This is a genomic window from Wolbachia endosymbiont (group A) of Campoletis raptor (assembly GCF_964026755.1).
GTDB lineage: Bacteria > Pseudomonadota > Alphaproteobacteria > Rickettsiales > Anaplasmataceae > Wolbachia > Wolbachia pipientis.
The window spans coordinates 484141-497396 of record NZ_OZ034695.1; the positions used below are offsets into that span (position 1 = coordinate 484141).

The 13256-nt window shown below is 35.0% G+C and carries 8 protein-coding genes; 2 read left to right on the forward strand and 6 right to left on the reverse strand.

Annotation, left to right across the window (positions count from 1 at the left end; all coding sequences use genetic code 11):
• Positions 1 to 41: 41 nt before the first annotated feature.
• The 3 genes from AAGD74_RS02550 to AAGD74_RS02560 all read right to left on the reverse strand — a co-directional run bounded on the left by AAGD74_RS02550 (position 42) and on the right by AAGD74_RS02560 (position 5981).
• Positions 42 to 1220 carry a ribonuclease D gene (locus AAGD74_RS02550; protein ID WP_341810767.1) on the reverse strand — a complete coding sequence of 393 codons (1179 nt, stop codon included), beginning with the start codon at positions 1218 to 1220 and terminating at the stop codon, positions 42 to 44.
• A gap of 1174 nt (positions 1221 to 2394) precedes the next feature.
• Positions 2395 to 4890 carry a DNA mismatch repair protein MutS gene (gene mutS, locus AAGD74_RS02555; protein ID WP_341810722.1) on the reverse strand — a complete coding sequence of 832 codons (2496 nt, stop codon included), beginning with the start codon at positions 4888 to 4890 and terminating at the stop codon, positions 2395 to 2397.
• 275 nt (positions 4891 to 5165) lie between these two features.
• Positions 5166 to 5981: an ankyrin repeat domain-containing protein gene (locus AAGD74_RS02560; RefSeq protein WP_338482740.1), complete on the reverse strand. Its 816-nt coding sequence runs from the start codon at positions 5979 to 5981 to the stop codon at positions 5166 to 5168.
• Positions 5982 to 6107: 126 nt separating this feature from the next.
• Here AAGD74_RS02560 and AAGD74_RS02565 point away from each other — a divergent pair, with 126 nt between their 5' ends.
• Positions 6108 to 6242, forward strand: a complete 135-nt coding sequence (locus AAGD74_RS02565; protein WP_265040776.1) for a hypothetical protein — start codon at positions 6108 to 6110, stop codon at positions 6240 to 6242.
• A gap of 504 nt (positions 6243 to 6746) precedes the next feature.
• Positions 6747 to 7460, forward strand: a complete 714-nt coding sequence (locus tag AAGD74_RS02570) for a TerC family protein (protein ID WP_338482741.1) — start codon at positions 6747 to 6749, stop codon at positions 7458 to 7460.
• A 99-nt stretch (positions 7461 to 7559) separates the two neighbouring features.
• Here AAGD74_RS02570 and guaA read toward each other — a convergent pair whose 3' ends face one another.
• The 3 genes from guaA to AAGD74_RS02585 all read right to left on the reverse strand — a co-directional run bounded on the left by guaA (position 7560) and on the right by AAGD74_RS02585 (position 13029).
• On the reverse strand, positions 7560 to 9122 hold the full coding sequence (gene guaA / locus AAGD74_RS02575) for a glutamine-hydrolyzing GMP synthase (RefSeq protein ID WP_264339311.1): 1563 nt from the start codon (positions 9120 to 9122) through the stop codon (positions 7560 to 7562).
• A 987-nt stretch (positions 9123 to 10109) separates the two neighbouring features.
• Complete coding sequence (locus tag AAGD74_RS02580; protein WP_341810723.1) at positions 10110 to 11894, reverse strand: ribonucleoside-diphosphate reductase subunit alpha; 1785 nt, start codon at positions 11892 to 11894, stop codon at positions 10110 to 10112.
• A 58-nt stretch (positions 11895 to 11952) separates the two neighbouring features.
• The gene (locus tag AAGD74_RS02585; protein WP_264702764.1) at positions 11953 to 13029 is read right to left on the reverse strand and encodes a methyltransferase domain-containing protein; all 1077 of its coding nucleotides are present in this window, start codon (positions 13027 to 13029) and stop codon (positions 11953 to 11955) included.
• Positions 13030 to 13256: the final 227 nt, after the last annotated feature.

Genomic DNA, 13256 nt, shown 5'->3' on the forward strand with positions numbered 1-13256 from the left:
ACACGTAGCGGGATGACGATTGTCGATAAATCTAAGTTACTTTAGCAACAGTTATTCTCCACTAAATTACTCTGAATTTTGGTTATATTATTTGCGGATTTCACTGCTGAAATCTCAAATTTTGAGCTTGTGTTCAAAAATGATTCAACTGACCTGCCAAAAAAATCATATCTCCATCCCTTGAATAATTTATCTGTCTGTCCAGATATTGACCCGGTTAACTCATCTTTTGAAGAAACTAATTTCCTTGATATGTTACTTTCTTTACATTTACTATCTAAAATAATTGAGAGTATATCAAGTACAGATTTATCATAATTACTCGATAAGGTGTTGTTTTGCTGCATCCAATTTCTCTCATTTTTATTAAAAATATTCACAAACTCTAGTAAATCCGCATCTTTTATATTTTTTGTATTCCTCTTGAGATCATCTAAAATCTCATCAACATGCTCTACATTTTTTTCAATAAAATCAGCTATTACAGCATTATTGATTATTTTATTACGGTTCATATTATAGCGCTGTGCTAAGGTTTCTTGCCACTCACTAACTGCTTTAACAGTTAGTATCAATCTTGGATTTACTTCATAATTAAATTTAATCCTCTTCCATGCATCTTTTGGGCTATGTAAATACTTATTTATATCAACTATTGATTCCATCTCTTCTTGAAACCAACCCATCCTATTATTTTCTTCAAGTTTATTGCACAATATTTGGTATAGGTCATATAGGTGTACCACGTCGTTTACTGCATAATCTAACTGATCTTCGGACAACGGACGCCTTAACCAATCTGAATTTTTAGCTTTAATTTTATCCAGTGCTATTCCTTGATATTGCTCCACTACTTTTGAGTAACCAATAAAGTCATGATAATAATGACAAAACATAGCAGCAACTTGGGTATCAAAAATGGGAGTGGGAATACATTTAAACACAGTGAGTAAGGATTCTATATCCTGCCGGCAGCTATGAAACACTTTGGTTATCCCCTGATTTAGCATTATTTTCTTAATGAATGATAAATCAATTTCTGGCACTAATGCGTCTACAATAAAACTCTTCTCTCCGTAAGAAATTTGAATTAACGATAATTTTGGGTAGTAGATTAAATTATTTCTAATGAACTCCGTGTCAACTGCTATAAATTTTGGCTTTTTTGCTATCAACCCCTCACATATGTCCTCCAGGTCCGACGTTGTATTAATTAACATATGTTTTTTATTCAGTGGTTCTACTTTACCACTTATATTAAATTTTTGCAATTAATGACTTCTTGCAGAACTTTCTATCACTCATTGGCATCACACAAATAGCCTTTTCCATCCCAATCCCAGTGCTTCCTTCTCCTGTCATCCAAGTAGCTGACACTGGGATCTAGAAGACTTAATTTCAACCAAGTGGCTGCATAATAAAGGCTGGATTCCAGTGGGCTTTGTTGCATCGCTACTTATGAAAGGCTAACTATAGTTAGGATTATAAGCAACCTATTGAAAATCTTGTTTTTTTGCAATCAATCTGATCAAATTTAAGAATAGTAATTTGTTATTTATATTAATAAATTTAATTCTATTGAAAATAGCTAAAGCATTGAAATTCTTGAATTTTAGCCGGATTAGTGAGTGGTAGTGAAATTTCTTTTACTCAAATTTAGGTATTCACTGACCGTTCTTGTTATAAATACCAGAATAATAAGCTACTGATATTCTCCACCTTTTTTATCTTTAATCCATCATAGCTAGCGATGCAACAAAGCCATTCCAGTGCCAAGCACTGGAATGACAGCACTCTACGTCATACCGCCGCGAACTGTCATAACGCCGCGGTATCTCTAGATCCCGCTGCGGGATGACGATTGTCGTTTAGCTATAAATATTAAGAAATTTACCGAATAAAAAAAAGGCAAAAGAAGCCCTGGGGTTATTATCCGCTTTAAAATATTGGCGTTTTTTATGTTTTAAACGCTTGACAAGCAAGATTAAGCTGCTTTTAATTGCAACTAACTTACGCTGCAAATGTTTAAGAAATTTACTAAGCAGAAAAAAAGACAAAGAATCCCCGAGTTAGCTAGTCTTTTACTATCTCTGTCGAGTATTGGCATTTTTTGATGTCTTGTAACGCTTTATAAGCGCGTTCAGCTTATTTAGATAAAAATCTAGATGTAGATGAAGTTTTGTAAAGACATACAGTATCTATATACTGCAAAAAATTGAACATAAGACGCCGATACATTAAGTAATCCTTACCTTTTAATCTGCAGATTGGCGAAAGCAAATACAATAGCTTCACTATCATGATAAGGGCGCTGGCGAAGGGTGTCAAGTAAGTTTTTCGTTTCTATAGCTACTACCACGATTGTATAGGTAATTCTTCACTTATAATAATGATTCAAGCCTTCAGCTCCTCAAACACTTCACTTGCTCTATTTAAAACAGAATCAGGAAAACCAGCAAGTTTTGCTACATGTATTCCATATGACTCATCTGCAATGCCTTCAATGACTTCATGTAGAAAAATAACCTCTCCGTTCCACTCTCTTATTTTTACACAAAAACATTTCACGTTCTTCAAGTATTTGCTTGCTTTAGTTAATTCATGATAATGAGTTGCAAAAATGGCGCGGCACTTATTTACATTGTGAATATGTTCAATCACCGCCTGTGCAATAGATAATCCATCATACACCCCTGTGCCCCTACCAATTTCATCAAGTATCACCAAGGAACGGTCCGTTGCCTGATTTACTATCGTTGCTGTTTCGATCATCTCTACCATGAAGGTAGAATAACCAGCTGTTATATTATCCGTTGCGCCAACCCTGCTGAATATCTTGTCAATCACTCCAATATGTGCACTCTCTGCTGGCACAAATGACCCCATGTGAGCTAAAATTGCAATGAGAGCGTTTTGCCTCAAGAAAGTGCTTTTTCCAGCCATATTAGGACCAGTAATTAGATGTATACCAGCTAAATTGATGCTATTTGCAATGAATTTATCGTTAACTTCAACCACTGGATGTCTTCCGCTACAGATATTGAACTCTTTGCTGTCATCAATAATGGGTTTTACGTAATTATTTTGCACTGCAAGCTCTGCAAATGCGGTTCTAATATCAAGTTTTGCCAAAGCATTTGCAGCAAGAGCAATTTTTTCAGACTCTTTAGCAACTTCACTACACAGTTCACTAAAAATTTTCATTTCTAAGCCGATTGCAGCATCACGTGCCGTAAGAATTTTATTTTCTAGTTCTTTCAATTCATTAGTAGTGTAGCGCATGCTATTTGCTAAGCTTTGCCTATGAATAAATATATCCGAAGTTATTTTGTGATTTGCCGACACTTCAACGTAATAACCAAGTATGTTGTTGTGTAATATTTTGAGTGCGGCAATGCCAGTTAGGTCGCGATAAGATTCACGGAGTTTGGTTATTAGTTTATTACTATTATTTAATATGTAGGATAACTCATATAATTCTGAGTTGTATTTTGAGTGAATAAATCCTCCTTCTTTCACGGAACTGAGGTTATTATCGAGTATAGCACTATTTAACAGTTCAAATAGGTCTTTATGATTGCCAAGGCTTTTATGTATTGTGCTTAGTTCACTCTCGTCTGATTTTACTGTTATTCCAGCGCGTGACGCTGGCTGGATCTCAGTTTGGATGACATATTGTTGTGGGAGAGATCCATTTTCACCTGATTCAATTTTACATAAGAACTCAGACAACTCTAAAGTTTTTCCTAGGCCTATTTTTAATAGGTTCATATCCTTTGGTGAACCACGCCCTAGTATTAAGCGCGATAAAGACCTTTCAATATCCGGAATGTTAGATAATATCTCTCGTATTTTTTTGCGTGAATCATGATTATTTACAAAAAATTGAGCGGTACTGAGCCTTAGGTTAATCGCCTTAGAACAAGCAAGGGGTGAAGCGAGCATTTGTTTGAGCAGGCGTCCACCAGAAGCTGTAACTGTATGATCAATAACTGAAATTAGTGAACCTTTCTTTTCACCAAATTGAGTTGAAAACAACTCAAGATTTCTCCTTGCTGAAGCATCAATAAGCATGAAATTTTGTTGCTTATAGGTTTTTGGGAATTCAAGCCTTGGAATGGAGCCCCTTTGCGTTACTCTGACATATTCAAGCAGTGCACCACACGCCATGATTTCTACTTTGCTGAAATTTCCTATACTCCCAAGTTCCCTGATTTTATAAAACTCGCATAACGTTCTGTGAGATTTACTATACTCAAAAAAGCTCTGTGCGTGTTGCGTAATTGATATTTTATAATTTTTTAAAACCGATCTAATTTTTTCATCCTCAGTGAATTTTTCAGAAATTAATAATTCTCTTGGTGATATACGCAATAAATCACTATCTAGAGCTTTCAAACTCGTTAAAGTGTGAAAAAATTTTCCCGTCGATAATTCAAGCCAACTAATAGCATATTCGTCATTTTGTTCAACTATGGACGCGAGATAATTATTGCTTTTATCCTCCAGTAGTGAATCTTCTATAATTGTACCTGGAGTTACAACTCGCACTACATCACGTTTTACTATGGATTTATAGCCCCTCTTTTTTGCTTCATCAGCAGTTTCTAATTGGTCACAGATTGCTACTTTGAATCCTAAATCTATTAGCTTGTGTAGGTAAGATTCACTACTGTGTGCTGGCACTCCACACATTGGTATTTCTTGCCCACACGAATTACCTCTCTTAGTGAGCACTATATTCAGCAATTTCGCAGCTTTAATAGCATCATCGAAAAACAACTCATAAAAATCTCCTAGCCTATAAAATAGCAGATGATCCTTGTATTGAGCTTTCAGGTTCAAATACTGCTCCATCACAGGGGTGTTTTTTTCTTTTACGAAGCTCATAATATTTTTTAATATATTGTATTGATAAACGTTATTATAGATTATATTGTACATGTGGATAATATAAAATTTAAATAGGTGTATAGAGGGAAAAATTTAAAACAATTAAATTTCTTGGATCCAAGTAGTCAGGACACTTGGATGACATAAAGAGTAGGAGTATTTGATGACAAAAAAACAAAAAACGCAGTTGTCATTCCAGCACGTGACGCTGGAATCCAGAATATCCTAATTACAAGGTTTATTATTTAGTTTGAAAAATACTATAGCTTTTTCTATATAAGTTGTTGCCCTTCTTTATCATTTTTACCATTTGCAGCACCAACAGATATTTCAGAGCTAACAGAGCTAACAGTGCTAATAGTTTTTTCTATCGCTTTAGCCTGTTCATAGTCTTGACTCAAAAAATACATGGCCAGTCCAACAGCTATACTAGCAACAAGAACAGATGCTATCATTACACCTAGTATCATACCACCAGAAAGACTTACTGCAACATACACACCAGCTCCAAGTACAACACCAAGAAAACCACCAATTATTACGCCAGGCACTAAACTGCCTATCATAGCGCTTTCTTTTTTCGTATGAGCTTGTTTTTTCATACTTTTAATAAGCACTTCTTTTGTTTTTCCTTGAGCTAAATCTGAAGGAATTTTATTATCCGCGTTTTGTATCAAAGGATTTGCACTATATGTAACAAGAAGGGTGGTTATTTCTTCAGTTTTATTACCTATAACTGCATGATGTAGTAATGTATTTCCCTCTTCATCTTTAAAGTTTATATGAGTACTAAATTCTTCATCTAGATTTCTTATTGGGTTGTTTTTTGCATATATCCCAGATTGTATTGCTCTGTCTAAGCATTGTATCACTTGTTCTAGTGATTGCTCGCCAGGATTTTGTATAAAATGAAGCAGAATTTCGTGTACTATCGCTTCCTTTGTAGTTTTTGGGCATCGTAAAGCGTAATTAAATGTCTGTGTAGTAATAACTTCTTCTTTTCTTTTTTTAAGAACAACCCTTAAATCTTCAATCGCCTTTTCACCATCTTTTATTCCAAGAATTATTGAATCCAAATTATTTATCATGCTATCCTCCTTGGTTTGATTGCATTACTCATTAATAAATAATATAATAAATCCTGCTAAAAGTCAAGCAATTAATTAATAAGTTAATATAATCCTCCAAAAGGAGCTCCTTACTTTTTGTTCAGCATGTCCATTGGATCAGACTCTTTAAGCTTGCTGTTTGCTGAATTTATTCATCACAATAGCTACAATGTGCTATCGAAGTTCTCTGTAATCTTAGTTGGTTCTTCTAGAATATTCAAAATATCAGTTGCACAATAAACCCGATCTCTCTTTCCTTGAGAAGTTTGTGAAACGATGCCTAAATCTTCAAGCTTTACGATTGCTCTTTGGGCTGTTGTAAATACGACACCTAAGTTTTCAACCACTTTCCTTATAGTAAAGTAAGGGTTTAAAGACTATTAACTAAATCATTGTCCCATTCAAATTTTGGTGGCAAGGGGCTTGGTATAAATGCCTGATAACCAGCGAATACTTTGCCTGATGGTGATCCTTTAATATACATTCATTCAACCGAGCACACTATTTTTATAGTATATATTATTTTCAAATAAAGTCAAAAATGAAAATAAGGCTTTATCTTATTTGCGTGCATGAAAATAAGAAACTCTCTTATTATTGATTTTGCTCAAAAACGAAAATAGAAGAAGCTGCTGAACTTTATATATCCTGTTTTTCTGGAGAACTGCTATAAAACTTCTGAGTGAAGTCACTTAATTTTTACACATCTATTGTAGAGTAAGAAGAACCGAATTTGAAACAAAAATGCTAACTGATGCTTGGACTTTACTGACACTTACACTACTTGAAACTATACTTAGTGTAGACAATTTAATCTTTATTTCTCTAGCAATAGATAAGGTACCAAATGCGCTGAGAGAAAGAGTGCGCCTTATGGGCCTTGGATTAGCACTATTAATGCGTTTTGTAATACTATTTTTTACATCATCTATATTATCAATGCAAAAACCTATATTTCACACTGCATCAGCAAGGGATTTACTTATGATCGCAGGGGGATTATTCCTTATTGTTAAGAGCTCTATGGAGTTACGGGATGACATCTTTGTATGTAAGAAAAATAAAAAGAAAGCAAACGTTAAATCAAAATTTTTTTTAGTTGTGCTACAAATTATATTAATAGATTTAGTTTTTTCGGTTGATTCGATATTAACTGCTATAGCACTAACTTATAACATGGTAATAATTGCTACAGCATTTACATTTTCCATGCTAGCAATGCTGTTTTTATCAAGTTATACCGCCCAGTTAATCAAATCTAACCCAGGGTTAAAAATAATCGCCATTTTATTTATTTTATTTGTCGGTGTGTACCTCATACTTCATGGATTTCATATAGAATTACCAAAAGGATATTTGTATTCTTCATTTATGTTTGCACTGCTTGTGGAAATTATAAGCAAAATAAAGAAAATTAACCGTCATACCGCGATTCATTCGCGGTATCTCAGCCGCTAACAAGCAGCGGGATGACGAGGTTATCGTCATGTTGCCGCGAACCGTCATACCGCCGCGGTATCTCTAGATCCAGCTAACAAGCAGCGGGATCTTTTTGATTTACTCCCACTCAATAGTTGCGGGTGGTTTAGAAGTGATATCATAAACAACTCTATTTACTCCGGGAACATTATTAACAATTATACTGCCGACATTGCGTAAAAAATCCCAAAATACTAGCAAGTGTTGATCCTTATCTTCAAATGGAAATGCATCGGCTGTCATACCATCAGATGATGTTACAGCCCTTAAAGCACAAACATATCCATACGTACGACCATCTCCCATAACGCCTACAGTTTTTATTGGTAATAATACAGCAAAAGCTTGCCATATCTTATCATATAGATCGTAATTTTTCATCGTATTAATATATATTTCATCTACTTCTTGCAATATTCGCACCTTTTCTTCATCGACTTCACTTATAATCCTCACTGCAAGTCCAGGTCCAGGAAATGGATGTTGAAATATTATCTCATCTGAAAGCCCAATTTCTTTTCCAAGTAGCCTTACCTCATCTTTAAAGAGGTAGCGTAAAGGCTCCACTAGCTTCAGGTTCATCTTTTCTGGCAACCCACCAACATTATGGTGAGACTTAATTGTACTAGTGTTGTTTGAGGCATGCCCTGACTCAACTACATCAGAGTAGATGGTACCTTGCATCAAAAAATCCACATCACCTATTTTTTTTGCTTCTTCTTCAAACACTTCAATAAAAGTGTTACCGATAATTTTTCGCTTTTCTTCTGGATCAGTTATTCCCTTCAACCTACTCAAAAATAAATTTGATTTATCAACGTAATTTATCGGAATCTCTTTCAACATAGCGATGGTTTGGTTCTTGCGTAACAACCCAGTATCGATAAAAATACAGTTCAATTGTTTTCCTATAGCTTTATGTGTGAGAGCCGCTGCAACGCTTGAATCAACCCCACCACTTACTGCAGCGATTACTTTTTTCTCTCCTACTACATTTTTGATTTTTTCCTTTTGCTCCTCAATAAACGACTTCATTGTCCAGTCTCTTTTGCAATTTGCAATATCCAAGAAGTTAGAGAGCAATTTACTGCCATTTGTTGTGGGCTTAACCTCAGGATGGAACTGAGTACAGTAAATCTTCCGCTGTTCGTTGACAATCATTGCAATTGTTTGATTTATCACACCTGATGCGATAACAGTAAATCCCTGTGGTATAGTATCAACACTGTCCGCATGGTTCATTAATACATCCACTTCAGAATTAACATCCCAGGTATCCTTTACAATGGGGGATTCTTTTAGTATCTTGATTTTAGTTCTACCAAACTCCTGTTTGAAACTCTCTTTTACTTTTGCTCCAAAATAATGACAAATGAGTTGCTGTCCATAGCATATTCCAAGTATAGGAACGCTTGTTGCCTCATTAAGTTTTATAATTTCATGTACTACTCTACTTGTTTCAGAACAATCATCATTTACAGATTGTGGTCCTCCAGAGAGAATAAACCCATTGAATTTTGATATTGTTTCAAAACTGATGTTGCTTGGAAATATCTCACAATAAACACCCATTCCTCTTACTTGTCTTGCGATAAGCTGTGTAAACTGTGAACCAAAATCAATAATGGCAATTGCTGACAATTTGCTCCTCCATATTATTTAAAATGATATCTGATAATAAAGAAAATAATGGAGTAAGTAAACCAAGACCTGTTTAAAAGCTTTAACGCGTGGTGCAAGTTAGCTATATAGCTAATTTTCCTACACCATACCGCTGCGGCGCTAACTAGTAGCGGAATGACAGCAATCTACGTCATACCGCCGCAGTATCTCAGCCGCTAACAAGTAGCGGGATTATCTTCATGCTGCCACGAACCGTCATACCACCGCGAACCGTCATACCGCGATTCATTCGCGGTATCTCAGCCGCTAACAAGAGATCCCGCTAACAAGCAGCGGGATGACGAGGTATAAACTTTATCGTCATGCCACCGCGAACCGTCATACCGCGATTCATTCGCGGTATCTTGGCAATAGATCCCGCTAACAAGTAGCGGGATGACGATTGTCGTTTAGCCATAAATGTTTAAGAAATTTACCAAATGAAAAAAAAAGGCAAAAGAAGCCCCGTAGTTGGCTAATTACTTACATTATACTTTCAAGTATGGCGTTTTTTTATTCTAAACGCTTAATAACCGCGACTCAGCTGCTTTTAAATGCAACTAACCTTAGCTATAAATGTTTAAGAAATTTACTAAACAGAAAAAAGGCAAAAGAAACCCTAGGGTAGCTAGTTATTCACTATCCATTTTTTAAGTTGGCGTTTTTTTATGTTTTAAACGCTTTATAAGCGCGTTTCAGCTTATGTAGGTAGAAGTTTGATAAAGACATAAGGTGCACATAGTGCAAAAAATTAAACATGAGACGCCAGATACGTGAGTTTTTTTGTCATTTAATCTGTACAGAGAAGATAAATAAATAGCTTCAATTTTATGATAAGAGGGCTGGCGGAGTTTGTCAAGAAAGTTTTTTCGTTTCTATTCCCAATAAAAGTGCGTTATATGGTTATGCAAGAAGTCTATTTACCCATTTGCTTAACTTTCTCTCTACTTTTTCTGAGTAAGGCCGCTATTGGCATGACAGACATTCATCGTAGTCAATATCTGCTTTTTGTTGCAATATTTCACTTTTTTTGAATATGTCATGCGAGACCTTATCGGCTCTCTGCATTGACTGTGATCTGCAGTAATATAAGCTCTTCAATCCTTTTTTCCAAGCAAGCATGTGTATTTTGTGCAAGTAACGTTTATGTACGTTGGCAGGTAAGAACAGATTTACTGATTGAGATTGACAAATATACGAAGTTCTATTACTTGCATGTTCTATAATCCATCTTTGGTCAAGCTCGTACGCTGTTTTAAATGTCAATTTTTCATGCTCACTAAGAAAATCTAAATGCTGAACGGAACCCTCGTTTGTTGAAATTGAAGACCATATTTTATCATTGTCTTGATTTTTTTCTGCTAATAGTTTTTGCAAGAATTTATTTCGCACTACAAATGAGCCTGTAAGTGTCTTTTGTATGAATACGTTTGCTGCGTATGGTTCTATTCCAGGGGAGGTATTACCTGCAATAATGGAGATCGAGGCAGTAGGAGCAATAGCGAGTTTGTGTGTAAACCTTTCCATTAGATCAACTTCTTTGGCATCAGGACATGCTCCCTTTTCTTCTGCTAATTTTTTAGAAACTATATCTGCTTGCTCGCGTAAATACTTAAATATTTTTTTATTCCATTGTTGTGCTGTTACTGATTCAAAAGGAACCATTTTGCTTTGTAAAAATGAATGAAAGCCCATCACACCAAGACCAATACTGCGTTCTCTGGCTGCAGAATATTTTGCTCGCTGCATTTCATTCGGTGCTTTATTTATGAAATCTTCCAATACATTATCAAGAAAGCGCATTATATCTTCTATGAAGAGTTTATTGTCTTTCCATTCTTCGTAGTACTCAAGGTTTGCGGATGATAGACAACACACAGCAGTGCGTGACTTATTCAGGTGATCATAACCTGTGGTTAAAGTTATTTCACTGCATAGATTTGACATCTTGATGTCTAAGTTGAGCTTTTTGTAAGATTCTGGCTTATTGTTATTTGTTGCATCAAGGAAAATAATGTAAGGTTCTCCAGTTTCAACTCTTGCTGTTAATATTTTGATCCATATATCCCGCGCTTTTACAGTTGAAATAACCTTATTGTTGTGAGGGCTTATTAAATTCCATTCTTGATCATTCTCAACAGCCTGCATAAATTTATCTGTTACTATTACAGCATGATGTATATTTAACGCTTTGCGATTTGGGTCACCGCCTGTTGGCTTGCGTAAATCTAGAAACTCTTCTATCTCCGGATGAGATACAGGAAGGTAGACTGCTGAACTTCCTCGCCTTAGGGATCCCTGACTAATTGCAAGCGTTAGAGCATTTTGCACTACAATAAATGGAACAATTCCTGATGTTTTGCCGCTACCCTTTACGCTTTCGCCTATTGAGCGTAAATTTCCCCAATAACTACCTATGCCTCCTCCACGTGCAGCAAGCCAAACATTTTCGTTCCATAGATCAACTATTCCCTGCAAGCTGTCTTCGGTTTCATTAAGAAAGCAAGAGATAGGTAACCCTCTCTTAGTGCCACCATTGCTGAGTATTGGTGTTGAAGGCATGAACCACAAGTTGCTCATGTAGTCATAAAGACGCTGCGCATGTTCTTTATTATCAGAATAGTAATTAGCAATACGTGCAAAGAGGTCTTGATAACTTTCATTTTCTATTAAATACCTGTCTGATAGAACTGCTTTTCCAAAGTCGGTTAATTTGCTGTCCTTTGCGTAATTAATGGTAATGTTATTCATAAAGTTCCTTTTATTCTTTTATTATATATAGATACTTAAAAGTCATTTTGAGCGATTTTTAAGTTAGGTTTTTCGGACTTTCTTGTTGATGCTGTAATGCAAACAAGATACCGTCAACCTGACTGCCATATATTTTACAGTAACTCATATAACTTATTTGCATATTTATTTCTTTTGCAACATGTTGAACATAACTTTCTGAGTGACGAAAATAGTCTCCTTTATTTACAAAGTCAATACCTTCACCTTCCTTTCTTCTTATTAAACATACAATAACCCCTTTTTTGCTCGTAGATCTTTTTGCTAATTCCAATTCTTCTTGAAAGTCATGTAGATAATGTAGCACTTCAGCAAAGATAATTACATCATACTGCTGGTTTTTCTCTTGTTTAAGAAACTCTTTCATTTCCATATGTATTAATTCATTGTAAACAGGCTTACCTTTTATAAAGCATCCTCTTGCGATATTTAGCATTCTACTTGAAATGTCAATTCCTGTTATATGGTTTCCAATACTATTTATTTTCAAGAAATGACCACATATTCCAGTTCCACAACCAAGGTCGAGTATATTGAGCTCAGAAGTGGAGTTGTTGAAGATTTTTGTAATTATCATGTGTACAAGTTCATGCCCTCTATATTGTTTGGCAATCAACCAATGCTCAACAAAATATTCACCTGTGTAATCAAAATATTGTCTTATGAGGTTTTTTGGCAATTCTGTAATAGGCGCCGAGTTTGTCATTTTTTTTATATAGTAAGACGCCTCCTCGTGGTCATTATCTAATTTTAGTGCCCTTGTTAAATAATTATAAGCTTTGTTAGTATTCCCTACCGCAAAATGACACCTTCCGATGTTATACCAGACTATAGGTAAATGGGGGTAAAATATGCTAATTAACCAAAATCGTAACTTTGCATCTGATATGCTACCTTTATAAAAGTGATATAAACCGATTTCAATGTTGGTGTTTAACAGGTTCTTAGATTTTTTAAGAAGCACTGTCATTTCTTTATGAAGAGTATTATATTTATTCACAATGAAGTGTTTTACTTTCTTAATATTTAATACGCCAATGAGCTTAGACATACAATTTAAAGCAACGTTTTTTATAAAAGAGAGATTACTTTTCATACGTTAGAAATACTCCGAATGTTTATTATCATTTTTAGGCAATTGATTTTAACACATTTTATCTTACAAAATATCTTTTTTATTAATTTTTACTGTATATATAAGTTTACCACATATTTCTCAGATCCTACTGTTTAGGATTGCTAGTGTATTGTTGTTGATAATATAAGTAAATGTTTTGTGCAAAAAGGCGTTGACATATTATTTATTAGGTTATAGTATATAAA